Below are 21,345 nucleotides of genomic sequence, written 5' to 3'. Positions count from 1 at the left end.
CATGAAAAAGCTCATTATTATTCCCACCACATTATTGCTGAATGCGTGTTCCCATGCCCCTGAACCCGCACAGGCAAAAGGAGGTTGGTATGAACTGAATACCACAATTGAGCAGGTAAGAGCAGACACATACTATAACGGGGTGGCCCTTCAGCAGCCCGTGTCACAGCCAAACAGCACTGTTCAATACAGCAATGATAATTATCTCAAAAAGGAAGCCATAAACGTAACTCCCGCGCCTCGTATTGCAGAAACCGTAAAACCACGTTCTGAGCAATCAGCGACAGCGCCAAAAAACCAGGGCAGCAATAATAGTTTTCTGAAGCCGACAACAAACAGCATAACTTCATCTGGTGAGATAAAAACAGCAGCCAAAGGAGCAACTAAACAGCATTCTGAACAACCAGCACTCTCTCCCGCAAAGCCAATCAGTAGCAACAACCATCAGGCACAAACGGCACAAAAGACTGATCAGCAGACAAAACCGCGTCCTGAACAACCACCGCTAATGTCAAAAAGCGGTTTTCTGAAAAAAAACGCTAACAACGCTGTTCCGGCCACCACGCTTACAGGCCCATCAACACCTGAAAAGCAAATTTACTTTGTTCGCCATGATGGTAAAGGCTCGCTGCAAAAAGCATTAAAAGAAATTGTCCCATCGGACTGGACGGCTGAAATATCCCCGGAGGTAACGAAAACTTTCCGTCGCACGATATCCTGGCAGGGCAACGATCAATGGCCTTATGTCCTGGATAAAATGCTTCGCAACTACGGTCTGACGGTAATTAAGAACACCGAAAAAAGACATCTTCTGATTGATTTTCAACAACAGAAAGGGAAAACATCACAAAAAGCACCTGTATCTCCTGACAAAACCCCTGCATCTCCTGTCAGGACACCAGTTTCCTCTGACAAGTTACCTCAAAAACCGCTAACGCCTGTCACCGTTCCGCAAAAACAGACAGAAAAACTCACCTGGAATCTTAAAAAAGGTTCGACGCTGCGGGATGGCCTCACCGAATGGGCGTCAAGTTCACCGTGTGGTAATTCAACCTGGAATCTTGTATGGGATACTCCTGTGAACTACAGAATAGATGCTCCTCTTATTTTCCGGGGAAACTTTGAATCTGCATTAAAAGATACGCTGATGCTTTATCTTTCAGCAGATAAACCGTTATACGCATTCAGGAATATTTCACAATGCGTAATCACAATTAAAGACACACAACAGGAGTAATCGCTATGGGTTGGTTCTTCAGCTTGCTCCTGATATTCCTGTCAATAGGCAGTTACTATCTGACAGATAACAATAACCAAACCATACAGCGAATGAAGTTGCTTCCTGCAAAACAGGAAGCAATTGAATTTGTCCATTTCGCAAATGTTATCAATGACTATCTTTATAAATATCCAGACAAACGTAATTCAGGAGGAACGTTAACATCTGAGCAAATCGGTATAACACCCGTTTATGATATTCATCATATTATTTACGGTAAGCGAGTTTATATCTGGTCTGCCGATACAGAAGGTCTGATGTCTGCTTTGCAGCAGCAAACAAAACATTCAGCAATGTTAGGAAGAGTAAAAAATAAGAAGATTGTCGATAATCAGGGGAATGATATGGGCGTTCCCGTTCCTTCCTCCATTCCAGAAGAGGCTATTGTACTCATTAACTAAATATCCCCTGACAAGGGGATTCTGAACTGGAGTCTGCATATCCGACACATCATTATGTGGGCCGGATATATCGCTACGGCGCGGACTTCAGTCCAGAAAATCTTTACCGGAGATACCCATGCAGGATAATGATGATCTCAGCGAGCTTGATATTGCCACTCGTGAAGTCCTTATCTTACGATGCAATCTTATTCAGCTTGCTTCTGAATATATAAAAATAAATCCCCTTAAAAACACCCGAATCTATACAGATTTAATTCATCGTTCAGCAGATGTTATCAAAAATATCGAACAAGGTAACATCCAGAATAAACATAATTATCTGTCACAGGATGTAAAACATACGCTTGTTTTATACGACCTGTACAAATCAGACTTTGAACAATGTCCGGGGGCAAAATCCCTTATACCTGTCAGGGAAAAAATTGTCTCGCTGAAAGAACTTCTTTCCGGCGCTAATGAGCTGGACAGTATCGTTCGTCGCCCCCGCAGGAAAAAACGTTCTTCACGAATTTAATATCAGGAGATAAATCCCTTATGCAGTTATCAGCGGCTGTTCTGGCAGCACTGATAAGTCAGTGTGCCCCTGATGTATCACCCGATACGATGAATGCCCTGATTATGACTGAATCAGGGGCTAATCCATATGTAATAGCGAATGTTTCTGACGGAACAAGTAAGTATTTTAAAGATGAAAAAGGAGCTATTGAATATGCAGAAAAATTAACAGCAGAAAATAAAAGATTTAGTGCAGGTCTGACACAGATATACAGCAAAAATTTCCCATCACTCAATCTGACTAATAAAACAGTTTTTGACCCGTGTACAAATATAAAAGCAGGAGCGGCAGTCCTGACGGACAATTATCTGAGACAAAAGGAGGGTAGTAGTAATCAAAAAATTCTCCGCGCTTTATCTTTGTATTATTCGGGTAACGAATCAACAGGATTTATTAAAGAAAAGAAATTCAACAACACTTCTTATCTGGAACGGGTTATTCGTAACGCGAATAACTATATCGTGCCATCAATCCGTGAAAAAACTGATGAATCAGAAATAAAACCCCCGAATGATGAAGAGAAAACATCACCGGACTGGGATGTTTTTGGAGATTTTAATTAATGAAAGTCAAATCAACTTTGCAGTATTTTATCCTGGCGTTTTTCCTGTCACTAACCGCCTCCGTTGCCTATGCAGGTGGACTCGACACCGCAACAAATACCATGACAGAACTTAAGACATGGGCATTTAGCTTTGGTGGTGTTTGTGCTTTGTGTTACCTGATCTATAACGTCATCATGGCATTCATGGAGAAGAAAAGCTGGTCTGATGTAGGAATGGCGCTTGTCTATTGTTCCCTCGCTGGCGGTGCACTTTACGCCGGGAACTGGGCGCTGGAACTCTTCAAATAAGTAATCCATATATACAACTGTGCCGCATATTTACCTTATGTGTGAATTGCGGCTTTTTTCATGGTGAGTTATGGACAAAGTAAATGAACATGTCAGTGAGTCATTCATGACTTATAACGGGTTTAACCGTCCTGCGTTAATTGCTGGTATACCCTTAATGTTGTTATTGTTCACGGCTTTTTTCGCTGTTCTGACAGGCTTCCCCGCTATTTTCCTTTGGGGTATAAAAGGGATAATTATTCCTGTCATATGTGCGCTGTTTCTTTTTATAGTAAAACTGGCCTGTGAAAATGACTCAAACGCACTAAGAGTCATCCGTTTAAACCTTATGGGGCTTTTGTTAAAAATCCGCCACAGAGATTTAATTATTGGTTATTCATCTGTCAGGTAACATATATGCACAAAATCAAATTAAAAAACAGTGACAATATGGATGTTGCTCGTGAATATCCCGATTATCGCTTCCATGTAACAGACAGTATTATCTTTACTTCTGACAGAAAAATGCTGGCTTCACTTGTTGTAGCAGGCATTCCATTTGAGACGGAGAACGATAATGTTCTTACAAATTTATTTAACAGCGTTAAAAACTTCCTGATTGGGTTAGGAAAGGAAGGCGACCTGTATTTATGGACTCATCTTATCAAGAAAAGAGCAACCATCAATGGAGAATGGAATTATGACAATGATTTTTTAAGCAGGTTTTCAAAAAAATACCTTGCTCTGTTCACATCCAGCGCATTCTATAAATCAACATGGTATCTGACATTTGGGATTCCCTACGATGATGTTGATACCGGAATCGAGCGCATGAATGAAATGACACAACAGGCGCAAAAAGCACTTCTACCATTTAACGCTTCTTTATTATCCGTATACAATACTTATATTAGTGAGGTGGCAGACTATCTATCACTATTGCTAAATGCAGAACATAACATGATTCCTTTATCATCCACCCCCTTATCATCCAGTATTTGTGATTCTGAATGGTATTTTGGTGCTGATGTTCTTGAACTGCGTAACAACGAATCGGATAGTAAAAAATTCGCAACGAATTATATTTTGAAGGATTTCCCGATAGAAACAACCCCCGGACAATGGGATTTCCTTCTCAAACAACCCTATGAATTTATTCTTACTCAATCCTTTATTTTTGAGTCACCAACAAAAACCCTGAAGAATATCGATTCACAGTTAAACAAACTACAATCAGCTAATGATGCAGCCAAAATACAGCAGGAAGAACTCGAAGCTGGTAAAGAAGCGGTCGCAGCCGGAATTACGTTGTTTGGTTCACTACACTGCGCATTAACGGTATTCGGTGATACACCAGATCAGGCCAGAAGCAATGGTATAAAGCTCTCTGCTGAGTTTATTACTTCGGGTAAGGGATTCCGCTTCAGTCGCGCCTCACTCGCATCACCTTTTGTTTTTTTCAGTCATATGCCGCTGAATAAGAGGCGTCCACTGGATACCCGAAGAACAATTACCAACCTGGCCTGTCTGATGTCTTTTCACAATTATTCCTCCGGGAAAAAATCAGGCAATCCTATTGGTGATGGCTCCGCCATAATGCCTTTAAAAACGGATTCAGGCAGCGTTTACTGGTTCAATACACATTACAGCCCACCGGAAAAAAATGTTACCGGGCAAAAAATTGCCGGACACGCAATGTTTCTTGGCGCAACAGGCACAGGGAAAACAACATTTGAAGCAACAGCCAGCGGCTTTCTTCAACGCTTTGACCCTTTAATGTTTGTTGTGGATTACAACCGTTCTACCGAACTTTTTGTCCGCGCATACGGAGGGAGCTATTTCACATTGCAGGAAGGTATCTATACCGGCTGCAATCCGTGGCAACTGGCAGAAGGCCCGGAATCTCCCGTCTGGCACAGACTTCTCGCATTTCTGAAACGCTGGACACAGGTTCTGGCACGAGACAACCAGGGCAACCCCTGTTCTGATGAACATGGCATTGAATTAAACGCTGCCGTGGAAAGCATTATGCGAATGCCTGTCGAAGAACGCCGGACAGCCCTTCTTCTCGATATAGTCAGTCCTGAACTTCAGACGCGTCTCGCCAAATGGTGCGACAACGGCGAATATGCCTGGGCGGTGGATTCCCCCCGGAATACCTTCAATCCACTGCATCATAAAAAAGTGGGATTTGATACAACCGTTGTCCTGGACACAAAAAACGGTATTCATCCTGCCTGTGAACCTTTACTCGCGGTCCTGTTTTTCTACAAAGAAATCATGCAACGCGGCGGCAATCTGATGCTCTCCATTATTGAAGAGTTCTGGATGCCAGCAAACTTTCCCATGACACAAAGCATGATTAAAAGCGCACTGAAAGCGGGGCGCATGAAAGGTGAAATGATGTGGTTAACATCACAGTCCCCGGAAGACGCCATAAACTGCGCAATTTTTGCGGCGCTGGTACAACAAACCGCAACGAAAATTCTCCTGCCCAATCCCGATGCAAAATGGGAAGGATATAAAGAAATTGGGCTTACTGAAAAAGAGTTTGAAAAACTCAAAGAACTGACGAAGGAGTCAAGGACCATGCTCATCAAGCAATCTGGCTCTTCTGTTTTCGCCAAAATGGATTTGTTTGGATTCGATGAGTTTATCCCCGTGCTTTCTGGCTCTGAAACTGGCCTGTCTATTTTTGATGAGATTATTGCTGAAAAAGGAGATGTAGCTCCTGATATCTGGATACCAGAACTCCTGAAACGCCTGAACGGTTAATTTCTCTGTTTTATACAGAACGGAAAACAATATGAAAATCCCCCTCATAATTGCCTCCGCGCTATTAATTAGTGCATGTTCTCACACCCCCAATCCTGTGCAGAAAAAAGGGGGATGGTTTGAGTTAAACACAGCAATTGAACAGATCAAAGCAGGTGATTATTAATGGAAAACACAAACTATTATGAACATTCAAAAAAAGAAGCCTCCAAAAAGAAATTTGAAGAAAAGAACGAAAAAAAGGATTATTTCAAGGCCATACGTGACTTTGAGCGTAGTGAAATTGAAATCATAAAGAAAAAGGCAAAAACATTTACCATTCTCGCCATTGGTGAATTTGTTGTAATTTGCATTCTTGGTTTCGCAATAGCCTCCCTTGCTCCATTAAAAACCGCTGTACCGTTCCTTGTGCGAGTGGATAACAGCACTGGATATACTGATATTGCCCCTCAATTATCTGATGCTAAGGAAAGTTATCAGGATGTTGAGACTAAATATTTCCTGTCAAAATATCTCATTAACTATGAAGCATACGACTGGCAGACTATCCAGGAACAGGCCGATACAGTAAAAACAATGTCTTCCCAAAAGGTGTTTTCAGCTTATGACACCATGATTCGTGCTGATTCCTCACCACTGAACATTCTGAAAAACAACTACAAAATTAAGGTCCAGATTAATTCAGTAATCCTTCTAAGGAAGGATATGGCGCAGGTGCGTTTCAAAAAAATGGTACTGGATTTATCTGGTAAACCCGCCCCCGGATACAGAGCAACAGAGTGGATTTCGACGATTTCTTTTGACTGGGATAAAGATATCAAAACAGAAAAAGAGCGCCTTGTGAATCCGCTGGGACTGCAAGTTCTGAGCTACCAACCTGATCCAGAGGTTATAAAATGATGCTTAAACGCACTACTGCGATAGTTCTTTTGTCGATGCTACAAGTACCTGGTGCTTTAGCAGCTATGTACGGCACACCATCGGAACGAGACGGGCGTATTCAGACCGTAGATTATAACGAGCAGGATGTATTTAATGTGCGCGTAAAAGCAGGCGCACAAACAACAATTAAGTTCGGACAAGACGAAACAATAAAAGATGTCGGAATTGGTGATCCAGAAGCCTGGTCAGTATCGGTCAGGGACAACACTCTGTTTCTGCGTCCAAAAGCAGAAGAACCGGATACAAACGTTACCGTTCAGACCAATAAGCATATATATCCTCTTTACCTGATATCAACCACGAAACAACCCACGTATATTCTGCGTTTTAATTATCCGAAACCACCGTCAGCTACCGTAATGACTGAAAAGCCATTTCCATGCACTGATGGTGGAATAATTAATGGTCATTATCAACTCAAGGGGGACAAATCAATTTTCCCTTATCAGGTATGGGATAATGGCGAATTTACATGCATGAGATGGACTAATAAACAGGAAATTCCGGTCCTTTATCGTGTTGATGCCGATGGAAATGAACATCTGGTTAACGGAGACAGAAATAAAAACACAATGGTTTACTATGACGTGGCTGAAAATCTCCGTTTGCGCCTGGGTGATCAGGTTGCAGATATCAGAACATCATCAATCGTTAATCGTCCGTGGAATAAAAAAGGTACGTCAAACGGAAAAACACGAGTAGAGAAGTTCAGCTATGAAAAATAAAGATGATGAAAAAAATAATGACGCGGGAAATCGCGGAATTATCGAAGTAAAAGGTAAAGCAGCACCAAAAAAAATATTAATCCTCATCATATTACTGATTGCCGCGTTATTTGTGATCATTATCTTGTTTAAAGTTCTTTCACGAGAACAGGTCGTTCAGCAAACACCTCTTGAGAAGTCTGACGAGACACTGGTCACAAATACCAACAATGGCGTTTCACTGACAACAATGATGAAAAACATCGAAGAAAAGGAAAAACTCGATGCCGCTAACCGCAGGAAAGCACAGGAGGAGCAAGAACAGAAACAGGCAGACAATGCCCCGTCAGCGCCAGCATCACAAAAGGCCGATCAAACAGCCGTCAATGTGATAGCCAACGGCAGTCCCCAAACCGCCAGTGGAGATCCAAACCAACCACAACCATTGCCAAAATCCGTCCGACAACTGATGGGCGACACAATGGTGAAGATCGACAATCAGGAACCAGGCGAAAAAAACCAGGAAAGAGATGATTTACAGGGCAGTCAGTACGCAGACGGAAAGGTATCCCCTGTGCTGAACCGCCGATATCTGTTATCTGCGGGAACAGCATTATCCTGTGTGCTCAAAACGAAAATCGTAACCTCTTATCCCGGTATCACAATGTGTCAGTTAACACGAGACATCTGGTCGGATAACGGCGAAGTGCTTCTTGCCCGTAAAGGAGCATTACTGATCGGGGAGCAGAATAAAGTCATGACACAGGGAGTAGCCCGTGTGTTCGTTAACTGGACAACGCTCAAAGATGAAAATGTCAATGTGCGCATTGGCGCACTTGGCACTGACAGTCTGGGCGCTTCCGGCCTTCCTGCATGGGTCGATAATCATTTTGGTCAGCGTTTTGGTGGTGCATTGCTGCTGTCATTACTTGGTGATGGTTTAGATATTCTGAAAAACAGCACGCAACAAACAGGCTCAAACAGCAATATCACCTACGAAAACACATCTGACGCAACAAAAGAAATGGCAAAAACAACGCTGGACAATACGATAAATATTCCCCCCACGGCATATATTAATCAGGGGACTGTATTGTCTGTTATTGTTCCGCGAAATATCGACTTTTCATCCGTATATGAACTTCAGTAATTCAGTAAAGCAATTGATATGAATAACATCAGAGATACCAGTAATACATCACAACCACGAGATAACAGTAAAACCGCAAGACGATATCTGGATATGACGGGTATCCAGTCTGTTCTTAATATTGAACATGTCACAGAAATATCTGTGAATAAACCAGGAACAATATGGTTTGAAGGGAAAAATGGCTGGGAATCTAAAGATGCGCCAGACGCGACTTTTGATAATTTAATGACACTTGCCAAAACTCTGACGAACTTATCAAAGATAAAAATACCACTTAGCCATGATAATCCCATTGCATCGGTAGTTCTTCCCGGTGGGGAACGTGGACAAATCATCATTCCACCTGCAACGGAAAATAACAGCGTTGTGATATCTATCCGCAAGCCATCATTAACACGCTTCACTATAGATGATTATGTCCGAACAGGGCGTTTTGATAATGTCAGGATTGCAACAAAACACGAAGCAATACTGACTGAACGGCAACGCTACCTGTATGAATTATCCCGGCGTCCGGATGGTCAATCTAAAGCTCAATTTTTAAGAGAGGCAGTTAAAGACCGTCTTAATTTTTTAATCGTAGGTGGGACTGGCTCCGGTAAGACAACTATAGCAAAGGCAATTGCAGATATCTTTCCACCTGAACGGCGTTATATAACCGTTGAAGATGTACCGGAAATGTCTCTGCCGCTGCATCCAAACCACATCCGGCTTTTCTACAAAAAAAATACCGTTGAAGCGAAGGAAATCATTGAAGCGTGTATGCGATTAAAGCCAGATCACATCTTTCTTGCTGAACTTAGGGGTAACGAAGCATGGAGTTATCTGGAGGCGCTTAATACAGGGCATGAAGGCTCAATCAGTACCATTCATGCTAATAATACTTATGCCTCATTTTCACGACTGGCAAGTATTGTAAAACAATCTGATGTTGGTATGACTGTTGATATGGACCTCATCATGCGCACGATAAAAACATCAATTGATGTCATTCTTTTTTTCAACCATACCAGAATGACTGAACTGTATTACGAACCCGAAGAAAAAAATCGTTTTTTGAGCACAATGTAAATTGTGGAGATAACTATGAATGCAAAAAAGATGGGGGGGTTAATTCTCTTCCTGTTACTGCTTCTTGTGGGTGTGCTTATAGCCTCAAACTATCTCGGTGGATACACAGCATTAAGATATTCATCCGTTGATATGTCTTTGCTCAAGTGGGATACATTCCATTCTGTAATCTCAACATTTTCTGGCAACCCACAATATAAAAAACTCGTTTTTATGGCATGGTTTGGATTCAGCGTTCCATTAATATTCTTTGCCATATTCATGTTAATTGTCGTGATTGGGATTATGCCTAAAAAAGTCATCTACGGTGACGCCCGGCTCGCAACTGATATGGACCTGAGTAAATCAGGTTTTTTCCCGGATAAAAAATCACCTTACAAACATCCACCAATACTCATCGGTAAAATGTTCAAGGGGAGATACAAAAAACAATTTATTTATTTCGCCGGACAACAATTTTTAATTCTTTATGCCCCGACACGTTCTGGTAAAGGGGTGGGGATTGTTATCCCCAACTGCGTAAACTATCCAGGAAGTATGGTCATACTGGATATCAAACTTGAAAACTGGTTTTTATCAGCCGGATTCAGGCAAAAAGAATTAGGGCAAAAATGCTTTCTCTTTGCGCCCGCCGGATACGCGGAAACTATCGACCAGGCAATTAAAGGACAGATACGCTCTCACCGCTGGAATCCTCTGGATTGCGTCAGTCGCAGTGATTTACTTCGTGAAACGGACCTGGCAAAAATTGCCGCAATCCTTATCCCGGCAAGTGATGATCCTATATGGTCTGATTCTGCACGCAACCTTTTTGTCGGGTTAGGGCTTTACCTGCTGGACAAGGAGCGTTTTCACCTGGACCAGAAAGCCAAAGGTCATAATGCACCGGACGTCCTTGTTTCCATCAGCGCCATACTGAAAACGTCGATTCCCGATAATGGAAAAGATCTCGCCGCATGGATGGGACAGGAAGTTGAAAATCGTAGCTGGATTAGCGATAAAACAAAATCATTCTTCTTTGAGTTCATGTCAGCACCAGATCGCACAAGGGGAAGTATAAAAACGAACTTTTCATCACCACTGAATATATTCAGCAACCCTGTTACTGCTGAAGCGACGAATTTCAGTGATTTTGATATCCGGGATATTCGTAAAAAACCCATGTCAATTTATCTTGGTCTGACACCGGATGCCTTAATCACTCATGAGAAAATTGTAAACCTTTTCTTCTCATTACTGGTTAATGAAAACTGTCGTGAACTGCCGGAACATAACCCGGACCTGAAATACCAGTGCCTTATTCTCCTGGATGAATTTACATCAATGGGTAAATCGGAGGTCATTGAACGCGCTGTTGGTTTTACAGCAGGTTATAACCTTCGCTTTATGTTCATTCTTCAGAATGAAGGACAAGGGCAAAAAAGCGATATGTACGGTCAGGAAGGATGGACCACATTCACTGAAAACAGTGCTGTTGTGCTTTACTATCCGCCGAAATCAAAAAATGCTCTGGCTAAAAAGATTTCAGAAGAGATTGGGGTGCGTGATATGAAAATATCCAAACGCTCAATATCCAGTGGTGGTGGTAAGGGAGGAAGTTCACGTACACGGAATGATGATGTAATAGAGCGCCCGGTTCTTCTTCCTGAAGAAATTGTGTCTCTCCGGGATAAGAAGAATAAAGCCAGAAATATTGCAATCCGTGAAATTATAACCAGTGAATTTAGCCGACCATTTATTGCCAACAAAATAATCTGGTTTGAAGAACCAGAGTTTAAACGCCGCGTGGATATCGCCCGTAACAATCATGTTGACATTCCAAACCTGTTTACACAAGAAGTCATGGATGAAATAGCAAAAATTGCAGAAATTTATCTCCCTAAAGCTGGAGGAAAAAAAGTCATGGTTGCCGGAGGCAATGTGATTACTAATCCAGACCTTGATAATCACGATAAAACAGACGTATCTGAATAATCCTCGCAATAAAGATACTATTGATTAGCAAAGACAGGATTCTATTATGAGAATAAAACACTCGAATATGATAAATATGAATATGAATATGAATATGAATATGATGAAAGAAGCCATTGATGTTTTGATAAACTCTGAAAAACATATTCTGATTATAGGCGAAACTGGAACTGGAAAATCAACACTTTTAGCAGAATTGCTAATCAATGACACTGACGTTAAATATTTTGATTTCTGTGATATTTATAAACGCCATGAACACCTTCCCCTTCTAAAACACCATTATCTTTGCGATGAAAATTTTGATTATTTTGACTTTTTATCTGCACCTGAAAAAACGTTGGTTCTTAATAGTGTAGCCATCGGTAACAACTTACGGGAATCAAAAGTTGTTCAGTTTATTGTTCGATTTATTAAAACAGCCAGGAAACGTGGCAAACGTCTTATTGTTGTCACGACTCCTTCAGATGGCGGCGTGCAGATACAAAACCTTTTCGACACAGTTATATCGTTAACCCGCTCTCACGATGAAATAGGATGCACAGTTATCATTCCAGTACCGGAGTTAATTAAATATGAATAAAAAATTGCTTTGTTTATTAATATCCTCTTTTTTATTATCAGGCTGTGCAAACTTCAAAAAAATCAATACTAATGAACTTGCAGCCGAAAAAGACGCACAAAAAGCGACTGAATACGCGAAAAAAATTCGTAATAACCCGGTTATCCAGGACTCAACAAAACAATGGATTAATACAACGCCAATTATTGAAAAGCAGGTAAAGCAATCAGCGCCGCCCTGCCCGATTGTGATTAATACTCGTTCAGATATTGAGCTACGCCAGATCGCACAACGCATCACACAAACCTGTCATATCCCGGTACGAATCAGCGCCGATGTCTGGACCTATCTGAACGGTACAGGCACTGGCTCAACACAACAAATGACAGGATCAATTCCAGCACCGGATGCAAATGGAATGGTTCCTCTGGCGTCAGTAGGCAGTCAGCCAGTAAAAGTCTCTTCTGGCGGTACATCACTCCCGGAACTGAATATCTCCGGGCTTCCTGCCCTACTGCAAACCGTATCCTCACGGCTGGGAATATCCTGGAAATACGATAAAGGTCGTATCACATTCTTCTATCTGGAAACGCGCTCATTCCCGATCACATATATGGACAGCAATGTGGCATACAACTCAAAAGTTGTGAGCGGCACAATGTCTTCCAGCGGCAGTACCGGCTCTACCAGCTCTGGCGGTATGACTGGCGACGCATCAAATACGCAAACTACAACCGTGGAAATGAAATCATCGCTGTACAACGACCTGAAAAGCGAAGTTTCCTCAATGCTGACACCAGGCACAGGGCGCATGTATCTGTCCACTGGTTCACTGACAGTAACAGATACCCCGGATGTACTGGACAGCGTTCAGGAGATTGTGAACAAGCGCAATAATGAAATGAGTCGTCAGGTTGTGCTGAACGTTGAAATCCTGAGTATCAAGAAATCAAGCCAGGAACAGGCGGGAATCGACTGGAACGCAGTATTTAATGATGGTCATCTTGGTCTGAGTCTTGGTGGCTCATTTGGTAATGCCGCCGAGAATGTTATTACCAGTGGTGTATCCATCGTGGACGGTAAGCTGGCTGGCTCAAAAGCATTTCTGAAAGCCCTGTCGTCACAAGGCAGCGTCAGTGTCGTAACGCAAAACTCCGCTGTGACTAAAAACCTGACGCCCGTCCCTATGCAAATTGCCAATCAGCAGGGCTTCATTGAAAGTGTCACAACCGATTCCACCGCCAATGTGGGATCATCCACGTCACTGAATGCGGCAACAATAACGACAGGATTCAATATGACTCTGCTTCCATACATTCAGCCGGATTCACAAAACCTGCAATTGCTGTTCTCAATGAGTCTGTCTGACAAACCTACTTTTGAGGTGTTCGAAAGTGGCGGCAGTAAAGCACAAACACCGAATGTGGATTTGAAAACAATTAATCAGACTATTGACCTGAAATCAGGCCAGACAGTTATTCTGAGTGGATTCCAGCAATCAAACCGGAAAACCAGTAAGCAAGGTGTAATAACCCCCTCCTTCTTTGGACTTGGGGGTGGCATTAACAGCGAAGACGGCGACACGATTCTGGTCGTTTTGATTACACCAAATGTGCTTAATTCCGGCTCCAGTGCAGTAATAAAAAATGTGAACTAATTAACTGAAAACTCCCTGAAAAAACACAGGGAGTTTTTTTGGAGGTCACTTTGTCTGAGAATAATCAGAATAACCGGAATTTCACTTCGGTTATTAAAAACAAGCGTGCTTTTTTCTCCGGTCTGGACTGGAAAACGCTTCCTTCAGAAGAAAAGAATGCGCGTACATTCGCAAGAAAAAACGACGCTGAATATTTTCTCTCCTGTCAGTATCAGGATTCAGAAAATGAAACCAAAACGATGGTGGCATTTATCAGAAAAGAGGATCTTCCCACAGGGGCGTCCTCATTCTGGTCACTGGCACTGATGATAAAACCCCTCATCGAACCTGACGGATACGCTATCTGCGAACTCGGTGATCTTTATGGCTTTGTTTCCTGCGTCAATAACGTTCTCGTCAACGATGTTGTAGGTAACAAAAGTCAGATCATGAGTGCTTTGACAACATTTCTTGAGTTTAATGAAACACCAGAACCCGGCTGGAAACTATACCAGCCTGAATCATGGGATATCAGCCAGGCACTCCCCTCACTCACTCTGTCTGCGTTGATTGACGTAAAAAAACCGCCGAAAGAGGCGGCGTTTACTCGCGTATCCCGAAAACGTCAGTTCATGATTTATGGCGGAAGTGCCATTCTGGCCATACTGCTCTGGAACGGGATCACCATGTACCAGGAATACCGGGAAAAAGAAGCTGCGGCAGAAGCTGCACGTCTTCGTCTGGCAAAAGAAATGGCAGACAAACAGGCAATACAGATTACCCCACCGTGGCAACATTTACCTGAAATAAAACCATTTATTGATAAATGCATTGATAAATGGGATGCACTGCCCTTATCGATCGCCGGATGGCGTTTTGACCTTGCTGAATGCAGCACATCCGGTAATGACGGGCTGTTACGCACATCATATAAGGAACTGAGCGGCGTTACGGTCGAGGACTTCAGCACACGGATACGAGAAATATTCCAGGGGACAACCACAGCAACTTTTGTATTGCCAGAAGGCAGCGCCGGGGGATTTTCTCTTCCTGTCAGTTTTGACGTTTCGCCTGATCCAATTACCCCGGACACATTGCCACAGGCAACAGATATTCAGGAACGCCTGACAACATTTGCACAAAAAATGAGGTTAAAACTCACCTGGCAGGAAATTGAAAACACAAAAACAGATGAAGAAGGCCGTCCAATAATTCTCCCGTGGAACGAGTATGAATTAATGATTCAGACCAGCACCCCGCCTTCAATACTTTTCGCTAACTTTCATGAACCTGCCGTTCGCTTCCAGTATGCAGGAATAAAACTGGAAGAAGGAAGACTGAATTATGAGATTAAAGGTGCATTCTATGTTAAAAATAATTAAACCAGCAATTATTTCTGTCTGTTTTTTCAGTTCACTTGCTTACGCAACAGAATCTGAAAGCACGCCAAAAGACGAAATAAAATATTCATCTCCGACCATTTTACAGGTAGAGCAGATTCAGGCTGAAACGGTAATTTACGAAGCAAAGCTGGCGCGTCAGAAGGCTGTCAGTGAATTGCGTAATCTTGATTTGAATGGTGTAGCGTCCGCAACGCCAGCAATAACGCCCTCTTCCGGGTATTCTTCTCTTGCAGATACCGATATACCAGCGCAACGTGTAGCCGCTAAATCACTTCGTGTTATTGAAATATTTGGTACACCACAACAAATGTCAGCACGAATTTCTCTCCTGGACGGGTCAGTAACTGATGTCAAGGTCGGGCAAAGTATTCCTGGTACTCCTTATAAGGTGGCATCAATCACCGGTAATGGCGTCTGGATTCAGAATGGTACAGAGAAACGCCAGCTTATTCTTTAATGCTATTGAAAGAGACGACACATAATGTTTTTTTCTGACGCAGACTATCCCGGAAAAGATATTTCTGATGTTGTATACGTCAGTATATCTGAAAAAGACGATAAACCTGTTCATGTTTATATCGCTGATAACAGTAAAGGACAGCGTGCTGTTCAGGCTTATATTGGCACTCTGAATGTTAAATATCCCGGACAGGTAAATATAACCTGGACCACTCTTGATGTTATCGCATCCCGCTACCAGGACAGCGAAAGAAGGTCTGATTCAAACTCATCACAACACTTAAACAGCAACCAGGAAAAGGTCATTAGCTACCTGGCGAAAGCAAACAACCTGGGAAGTTCCGATTTGCACATCACACCTGGTCGGGACGGTTCCGAGTTCACTTATGTCGAAGCACGCGTGCATGGGGAACTGGAAATTCTGGATGTCATCCCGCGTAAAGAAGGGCTGGAATTGCTGGGTGCTGCCTATTCTGGAATGAGCGATGTTATCAAAGGTACGCAGTTTGACCCGGCAATACCGCAGGATGCACGTATCGCAGAGAATTTTCTGAAGCCTGTAAATCTTTTTGGGGCGCGCTATTCGCATTATCCGTGCGTGGGTGGTGTGTACGCGGTCTTCCGCCTGATTAAAGATGACAGCGAGGATATTCCCACTTTCGAAGAACTTGGCTACATGCCACAACAAATCCAGACAATCAGGCGAATGTTACAACGCCCGGAAGGAATTATCGTTTTATCCGGCCCTACAGGATCCGGTAAGTCAACGACTCTGAGAACGGCTTCAGAAGCCTATCTGAGCACGTTTGGTTTCAACCATAACGATAATATGCGTCTCCCCCGAAAACGCCTTTTCACCATTGAATCACCGCCGGAGGGCCGCATTCCCGGCGCAATACAGACGGCAGTCAGGGATTCCGTCGATGGCTGGGTTGACGCGATTAAATCCGCTATGCGACTTGATCCAGACGCGATACTGAACGGCGAAATTCGTGATCACGCATCGGCATTAGCAGCAATCAAAGCCTCGATGACAGGCCACCTTCTGCTGACGACCTTACACGCCAACGATGCACTGAATATTATTGAGCGCCTTGAAATGGAGAATATTCAGGCCAGGCTGATTGCAGATCCTCTTCTGTTTATCGGTCTGCTGAGTCAACGGCTGGTACAAAAACTCTGTCCTTACTGTAAGCGCACTTATGCTGAAATGGCAGACAAACTGAGTACAGAAGAACGGAAACTCATTGAGGAAAATTGCCTGCCGGAACAGGTCCGGCTGCGCAATCTTGACGGTTGCGAGCACTGTTATAAAGGCGTAACGGGAAGGACGGTTATAGCAGAAGTCGTCTCACCCGACGCACGTTTTTTTCAGTTATATCGTCAGTCCGGGCGTCTGGAAGCAAAATCATACTGGCACTATGAACTTGGAGGAATTACCCGTAATCAGCACTTATTACACCTGATTAATCATGGCCTGGTAGATCCGCTGTCCGCACACTTCATATCCCCCATTGACGAAGATAAATACTCAATGCTCCCGGAGGGGACATGGCGATAAAAGATATATTTGAGAAACTCAATTCGATAGAAATTGATTTCTCTGGAATATCCCACTGGCTGGCAAAATACACATTCAGGTATTCCAGAATAAGTTTATATGAAGATTTATCTGGAATGTTAAATGATGGCATAAATGTAAAGCGTGCTCTTACACACCTGATTGATGTAGAAACAGACTACGGAAAGAAAACGGGGTCTTCTGCAACCTACTATATTTGTTGTGAGTGCCTTAATGCACTGAATAACACAGGGGCAATATCTTCAGCATTAAAAAAATATATAAAGGAGGATGAATATCAATTAATATCCAGCGGTGAAATTCGCGGCGACCTTGCCGGGGGATTAGTTCAGGCCATAAAAATTGTCAGAAGTCGTTCTGAAATGACAATGACTCTTGTTATGTCGATGATTTATCCATCCGTTCTGTTTTTTGGTTGTCTGGTAAACATGTATATGGTCCACGATACCATAACACCTGTTTTCCTTTCTCTCGCACCGAAAGAACGCTGGACAACTTCTATGCGATTACTGACAGATACGTCTGGTTTCCTGATAGAAAACGGGACGTATATTCTCTGCTTCTGCATCGTACTGTTTTTCCTGATCAGATATTCGCTTGCGCGTTATACAGGACCAGGCCGTCAGTATCTTGATTACATTCCCCCCTGGTCACTTTATAAAACATTTAATGGTGTAAGTTTTCTCTTCAACATGGCCTCCATGTTAAGTATTGATATTCCCGTTGCAAAAGCACTGGAAAGGCTGGAGAAAAACAGCACTCAAAACAGATGGCTACTCGAACGAATAAAAGAAATAAGGAGATATGTTTTACTTGGACAGTCACTTGCAATGGCAATGAAAAGTTGCGGTTATGACTTCCCATCGAAATTATGCATTAACAAACTATTACTTCATTCTGAAAATGCTGACAATGCATTGATGATGTCTAACTATGCTGATAAATGGCTGGAGGAAGCAAAAGGAAAAGTCAAATCAACAGGAGTCTGGATAACTGTAGTATCCGCATTAATTGTTTTCGCATTTATTGTAATGATGATTACTGCTCTCTACGATGTCAGTAACGTCCTGCAACACTAATCCCTAATATTTTTAACCTCTCAATAAATAAGGAATTATTTATTATGTCTTCTATTAATGTTTTAAATATGCGTTCTGTTTTTTCTTCTCTTTCTGCACGCCGTAAAAAAGAACAGGACAAAGGGGCAACACTGATGGAAGTGTTATTGGTTGTTGGTGCTATTGTTGTACTTGCAGCAGGTGCATATAAACTCTATTCAATGGTGCAATCCAACATTCAATCATCCAATGAACAAAACAATGTCCTGACAGTGATTGCCAACATGAAATCACTGAAATTCCAGGGGCGTTATACTGACAGTAACTATATTTCCACTCTGTATAAACAAGGATTGTTACCATCCGATATGATCGCAGATTCCACTGGCGCAAGCGCGAAAAATCCGTGGGGCGGCTCCGTCAAAATAACAGTATCAACGGATAAGTATTCCTTTAATGTTGTAGAGGAAAAAGTCCCACAGAAAAACTGCATGGCAATGGTAAACGCCCTGCGTTCTTCCAGCGCAATCTCCAAAATTAACAGCACTTCCACATCAACCGTCAGTGCAGCAACTGTTTGCGCAACTGACAGCAATACGCTGACCTTCAGCACTGATTCCTGATTTTTCATGTGCATCGGATAAGCGCCTTCGGGCGCTTATTTTTTCCATGTTTACAGGAGGAGTATTGTGCGTTCTGTTCTTTATATCCTGCTATCATGTATTTCATCATTAATCTTTTCATTGCAACCCGCATATTCAGCGACAACGACCCGATTTGATGCCTGCTTTGCACAAGCCGGGCAACGTTACCTGATTGACCCCCTGCTTCTGAAAAGCATTGCCACTGTAGAAAGTTCACTCATACCAGACCGGATAAATCACAACAAAGAAAAAGGAAAAATATTAAGCACCGATTACGGACTAATGCAAATTAATTCATCACACATCCCTAACCTGAAAAAACTTGGCGTAATAAAAGACAAATCAGAGCTTATTGATAACCCCTGTCTCAATATACAAATTGGCGCGTGGATTCTGGCAACACATTTTCAGAAGTGTGGCATAAACTGGAGTTGTCTTGGCAGTTATAACGCTGGTTTTAAAGAAAGTAACGAACAGAAAAGAATCAAATACGCACGCTATGTCTACAATAAATACATGGTAAGGTAACTTATGCTAAACAGCATATTTAATACGGCGATACTTTGCTGTGCAAATATCGTCTGTCAATGCTACGCCTACAATGAAGTTAAATTCCGCTTAAATAAACTTAATGTATCTTATAAAACCGGAACAGAGAAATATTACTGTCTGATACTGACAACGCTTGCCGTTCTGTATCTTTCATTAAATCAGCTATCCCTGATTCAATCCATAATAGTGATTGTTTTCTATGCCTTCCTTACATTAATGGCCTGTATAGACCTTCTTTCATTTCTACTACCACGCCTTTATACCGTGACATTTATCTTCTCCGGCCTGTTATATCAGACATGGAATAACAATATATTGTCTGGTTTGTTTTGTGCAATGCTGATGTTCTTCATTATGCTGTTTGTAAGACTTTACTTTGCATATAAAAACGGAACGGAAAGTTTCGGCATGGGAGATGTGCTACTTATTGCAGGAACTGGCGTATGGTTTCCAACGCCTGAGATTGCCTGTTCAATTGTATTTATTGCCGTTATCGGCGGAATTATTTTCTTCACTCTTGGCGGATTAAACAAGCAAAAAAAATATATTCCATTTGGTCCGTTCCTTTGTGGCGGAATGTTTGTTTACTCACTCGTACCGGGAATATTATTCTGAGGATTAAGAGCAATGAAAAAGACAGATAAAGGTGTATCTCTCCTTGAGGTATTACTTGTCATCGGCATAATGGTGATGGTTATCCCTAAAGTTTATGAAAACATTGAAAACCATCTGAATAATGTTCGCTGGCAGAATGCAGCAGAACACGCAAATACCTATAACACCGCTGTTCGTAATTATGTTGCTGACAATGCATCAACACTACTTGCTGGCTCTTTACCCAAAACAATCACGCCAGCAACACTCATTCAGAAAGGCTATCTGAAATCTGGTTTTTCTGAATCCAATTTTGGACAAAGCTACATTACCGGTATTGCAAAGAACAGCAAAACATCCCGTCTGGAAGCCCTGACCTGTAGTAATGGCGGTCAGTCCCTGTCAGAAGCCGGAATGCGCTCGGTAGCAAGCATGATTGAAGGGCTTGGCGGCTACATCAACAGCAGCAAGCAGGCGATTGGCGCGGGTGGCGGCTGGTCTGACACGCCTTCAAACTATGGGCTGAACTGCGCGACCGGGCATATTGCAATGGCACTTGTTGGCGCTGATTTGCAGGAAAGCGACCGTTTGTATCGTTACTCCATAACTAATCGTCCCGACCTTAACAGGATGCATACGGCGATTGATATGAACAGCAACAATCTGAACAACGTCGGCACTTTAAACGGCAACGCCGCCGCGCTCTCCGGCGATATCAGCGCACGTAACGGTACGTTTTCTGGCGCAATTTCAGGAAATACAGCCACAACCAACGGTGATATCACTTCGAATAATGGCTGGCTGGTCACAAAAAACAGCAAAGGCTGGATGAACAGCACCTATGGTGGCGGCTGGTATATGTCCGATTCATCCTGGTTGCGCAGCGTGAATAATAAAGGGATTTACACTGGCGGCCAGGTAAAAGGTGGAACTGTACGCGCTGATGGACGCCTCTATACAGGCGAGTATTTACAGCTTGAAAAAACAGCAACGGCTGGCGCTTCCTGCTCCCCTAACGGGCTTGTAGGCCGCGACAGTACAGGGGCGATACTTTCGTGCCAATCCGGTGTGTGGAGAACTTCCGGTTCCTCTAACGGTAGTTACAGTAATCTTGGATCACACAGAGGATCATTTACTGGTCGCAATACAGGAAGTGGTACGCTGT

22 protein-coding genes are annotated in these 21,345 nt (G+C 42.7%); all 22 read left to right on the top strand.

Going from position 1 to position 21,345, the window contains the following annotated elements; genetic code table 11:
• Position 1: 1 nt before the first annotated feature.
• On the top strand, positions 2-1,237 hold the full coding sequence (locus tag ACJHYO_RS21930) for a TcpQ domain-containing protein (RefSeq protein ID WP_015059538.1): 1,236 nt from the start codon (positions 2-4) through the stop codon (positions 1,235-1,237).
• Between the two features lie 5 nt (positions 1,238-1,242).
• Positions 1,243-1,680 (top strand): type IV pilus biogenesis protein PilM, encoded by a 438-nt coding sequence (gene pilM / locus ACJHYO_RS21925; protein ID WP_000539665.1) that lies wholly within the window; start codon positions 1,243-1,245, stop codon positions 1,678-1,680.
• A gap of 118 nt (positions 1,681-1,798) precedes the next feature.
• Positions 1,799-2,197: a hypothetical protein gene (locus ACJHYO_RS21920; protein WP_001153665.1), complete on the top strand. Its 399-nt coding sequence runs from the start codon at positions 1,799-1,801 to the stop codon at positions 2,195-2,197.
• Between the two features lie 20 nt (positions 2,198-2,217).
• On the top strand, positions 2,218-2,802 hold the full coding sequence (locus tag ACJHYO_RS21915) for a lytic transglycosylase domain-containing protein (RefSeq protein ID WP_001177113.1): 585 nt from the start codon (positions 2,218-2,220) through the stop codon (positions 2,800-2,802).
• Positions 2,802-3,092: a conjugal transfer protein gene (locus ACJHYO_RS21910; RefSeq protein WP_000865479.1), complete on the top strand. Its 291-nt coding sequence runs from the start codon at positions 2,802-2,804 to the stop codon at positions 3,090-3,092. Before ACJHYO_RS21915 ends, ACJHYO_RS21910 begins: the two co-directional genes overlap by 1 nt.
• 70 nt (positions 3,093-3,162) lie before the next feature.
• Positions 3,163-3,483, top strand: a complete 321-nt coding sequence (locus ACJHYO_RS21905) for a VirB3 family type IV secretion system protein (protein WP_000362080.1) — start codon at positions 3,163-3,165, stop codon at positions 3,481-3,483.
• Between the two features lie 5 nt (positions 3,484-3,488).
• Positions 3,489-5,846 (top strand): VirB4 family type IV secretion system protein, encoded by a 2,358-nt coding sequence (locus ACJHYO_RS21900; RefSeq protein WP_063078682.1) that lies wholly within the window; start codon positions 3,489-3,491, stop codon positions 5,844-5,846.
• 165 nt (positions 5,847-6,011) lie between these two features.
• Positions 6,012-6,746, top strand: a complete 735-nt coding sequence (locus tag ACJHYO_RS21895; RefSeq protein WP_000432282.1) for a virB8 family protein — start codon at positions 6,012-6,014, stop codon at positions 6,744-6,746.
• Between the two features lie 65 nt (positions 6,747-6,811).
• On the top strand, positions 6,812-7,513 hold the full coding sequence (locus ACJHYO_RS21890) for a TrbG/VirB9 family P-type conjugative transfer protein (protein ID WP_000274524.1): 702 nt from the start codon (positions 6,812-6,814) through the stop codon (positions 7,511-7,513).
• Positions 7,503-8,642 carry a TrbI/VirB10 family protein gene (locus ACJHYO_RS21885; RefSeq protein WP_410232571.1) on the top strand — a complete coding sequence of 380 codons (1,140 nt, stop codon included), beginning with the start codon at positions 7,503-7,505 and terminating at the stop codon, positions 8,640-8,642. The genes ACJHYO_RS21890 and ACJHYO_RS21885 overlap by 11 nt, the downstream gene beginning before the upstream one ends.
• Before the next feature lie 18 nt (positions 8,643-8,660).
• Positions 8,661-9,716: a P-type DNA transfer ATPase VirB11 gene (gene virB11, locus ACJHYO_RS21880; RefSeq protein WP_001059977.1), complete on the top strand. Its 1,056-nt coding sequence runs from the start codon at positions 8,661-8,663 to the stop codon at positions 9,714-9,716.
• A gap of 15 nt (positions 9,717-9,731) precedes the next feature.
• Positions 9,732-11,690 (top strand): type IV secretory system conjugative DNA transfer family protein, encoded by a 1,959-nt coding sequence (locus tag ACJHYO_RS21875; RefSeq protein ID WP_015059539.1) that lies wholly within the window; start codon positions 9,732-9,734, stop codon positions 11,688-11,690.
• Between the two features lie 46 nt (positions 11,691-11,736).
• On the top strand, positions 11,737-12,273 hold the full coding sequence (locus ACJHYO_RS21870; protein ID WP_001220543.1) for a sigma 54-interacting transcriptional regulator: 537 nt from the start codon (positions 11,737-11,739) through the stop codon (positions 12,271-12,273).
• Positions 12,266-13,909 (top strand): PilN family type IVB pilus formation outer membrane protein, encoded by a 1,644-nt coding sequence (locus tag ACJHYO_RS21865; RefSeq protein WP_001035592.1) that lies wholly within the window; start codon positions 12,266-12,268, stop codon positions 13,907-13,909. The genes ACJHYO_RS21870 and ACJHYO_RS21865 overlap by 8 nt, the downstream gene beginning before the upstream one ends.
• Positions 13,910-13,947: 38 nt before the next feature.
• A complete protein-coding gene (gene pilO2, locus ACJHYO_RS21860) occupies positions 13,948-15,270 on the top strand; it encodes a type 4b pilus protein PilO2 (protein ID WP_000454143.1) in 1,323 nt (440 codons plus the stop codon).
• Positions 15,254-15,748 (top strand): type IV pilus biogenesis protein PilP, encoded by a 495-nt coding sequence (pilP, locus tag ACJHYO_RS21855; RefSeq protein ID WP_000912551.1) that lies wholly within the window; start codon positions 15,254-15,256, stop codon positions 15,746-15,748. Before pilO2 ends, pilP begins: the two co-directional genes overlap by 17 nt.
• A 24-nt stretch (positions 15,749-15,772) precedes the next feature.
• Positions 15,773-17,311, top strand: a complete 1,539-nt coding sequence (locus ACJHYO_RS21850; protein WP_001420475.1) for a GspE/PulE family protein — start codon at positions 15,773-15,775, stop codon at positions 17,309-17,311.
• Entirely contained in the window at positions 17,302-18,411 is a 1,110-nt protein-coding gene (locus ACJHYO_RS21845) for a type II secretion system F family protein (RefSeq protein ID WP_000974900.1), read from the top strand. Before ACJHYO_RS21850 ends, ACJHYO_RS21845 begins: the two co-directional genes overlap by 10 nt.
• A gap of 44 nt (positions 18,412-18,455) precedes the next feature.
• The gene (locus tag ACJHYO_RS21840) at positions 18,456-19,013 is read left to right on the top strand and encodes a type 4 pilus major pilin (RefSeq protein WP_000095051.1); all 558 of its coding nucleotides are present in this window, start codon (positions 18,456-18,458) and stop codon (positions 19,011-19,013) included.
• A 66-nt stretch (positions 19,014-19,079) separates the two neighbouring features.
• A complete protein-coding gene (locus tag ACJHYO_RS21835; protein WP_001258095.1) occupies positions 19,080-19,562 on the top strand; it encodes a lytic transglycosylase domain-containing protein in 483 nt (160 codons plus the stop codon).
• A gap of 3 nt (positions 19,563-19,565) precedes the next feature.
• Positions 19,566-20,201 carry an A24 family peptidase gene (locus ACJHYO_RS21830; protein ID WP_000934978.1) on the top strand — a complete coding sequence of 212 codons (636 nt, stop codon included), beginning with the start codon at positions 19,566-19,568 and terminating at the stop codon, positions 20,199-20,201.
• A 12-nt stretch (positions 20,202-20,213) separates the two neighbouring features.
• Positions 20,214-21,345, top strand: a 1,132-nt coding sequence (gene pilV, locus ACJHYO_RS21825) for a shufflon system plasmid conjugative transfer pilus tip adhesin PilV (protein ID WP_251362479.1), incomplete at its 3' end; no start/stop codon positions are given.

Origin of the sequence: Escherichia sp. WS1118 (assembly GCF_046487695.1) — a bacterium.
In the GTDB taxonomy this organism is placed as follows: Bacteria; Pseudomonadota; Gammaproteobacteria; order Enterobacterales; family Enterobacteriaceae; genus Escherichia; species Escherichia coli.
The sequence above is the reverse complement of the archived record's forward strand: the minus strand, read 5'-3'. Positions and strand labels throughout refer to the sequence as shown.

Coding starts and splice junctions, on each gene's coding strand:
- ACJHYO_RS21930 (WP_015059538.1), top strand. CDS start 2: ATGAAAAAGCTCATTATTATTCCCACCACATTATTGCTGAATGCGTGT.
- pilM (WP_000539665.1), top strand. CDS start 1,243: ATGGGTTGGTTCTTCAGCTTGCTCCTGATATTCCTGTCAATAGGCAGT.
- ACJHYO_RS21920 (WP_001153665.1), top strand. CDS start 1,799: ATGCAGGATAATGATGATCTCAGCGAGCTTGATATTGCCACTCGTGAA.
- ACJHYO_RS21915 (WP_001177113.1), top strand. CDS start 2,218: ATGCAGTTATCAGCGGCTGTTCTGGCAGCACTGATAAGTCAGTGTGCC.
- ACJHYO_RS21910 (WP_000865479.1), top strand. CDS start 2,802: ATGAAAGTCAAATCAACTTTGCAGTATTTTATCCTGGCGTTTTTCCTG.
- ACJHYO_RS21905 (WP_000362080.1), top strand. CDS start 3,163: ATGGACAAAGTAAATGAACATGTCAGTGAGTCATTCATGACTTATAAC.
- ACJHYO_RS21900 (WP_063078682.1), top strand. CDS start 3,489: ATGCACAAAATCAAATTAAAAAACAGTGACAATATGGATGTTGCTCGT.
- ACJHYO_RS21895 (WP_000432282.1), top strand. CDS start 6,012: ATGGAAAACACAAACTATTATGAACATTCAAAAAAAGAAGCCTCCAAA.
- ACJHYO_RS21890 (WP_000274524.1), top strand. CDS start 6,812: ATGTACGGCACACCATCGGAACGAGACGGGCGTATTCAGACCGTAGAT.
- ACJHYO_RS21885 (WP_410232571.1), top strand. CDS start 7,503: ATGAAAAATAAAGATGATGAAAAAAATAATGACGCGGGAAATCGCGGA.
- virB11 (WP_001059977.1), top strand. CDS start 8,661: ATGAATAACATCAGAGATACCAGTAATACATCACAACCACGAGATAAC.
- ACJHYO_RS21875 (WP_015059539.1), top strand. CDS start 9,732: ATGAATGCAAAAAAGATGGGGGGGTTAATTCTCTTCCTGTTACTGCTT.
- ACJHYO_RS21870 (WP_001220543.1), top strand. CDS start 11,737: ATGAGAATAAAACACTCGAATATGATAAATATGAATATGAATATGAAT.
- ACJHYO_RS21865 (WP_001035592.1), top strand. CDS start 12,266: ATGAATAAAAAATTGCTTTGTTTATTAATATCCTCTTTTTTATTATCA.
- pilP (WP_000912551.1), top strand. CDS start 15,254: ATGTTAAAAATAATTAAACCAGCAATTATTTCTGTCTGTTTTTTCAGT.
- ACJHYO_RS21850 (WP_001420475.1), top strand. CDS start 15,773: ATGTTTTTTTCTGACGCAGACTATCCCGGAAAAGATATTTCTGATGTT.
- ACJHYO_RS21845 (WP_000974900.1), top strand. CDS start 17,302: ATGGCGATAAAAGATATATTTGAGAAACTCAATTCGATAGAAATTGAT.
- ACJHYO_RS21840 (WP_000095051.1), top strand. CDS start 18,456: ATGTCTTCTATTAATGTTTTAAATATGCGTTCTGTTTTTTCTTCTCTT.
- ACJHYO_RS21830 (WP_000934978.1), top strand. CDS start 19,566: ATGCTAAACAGCATATTTAATACGGCGATACTTTGCTGTGCAAATATC.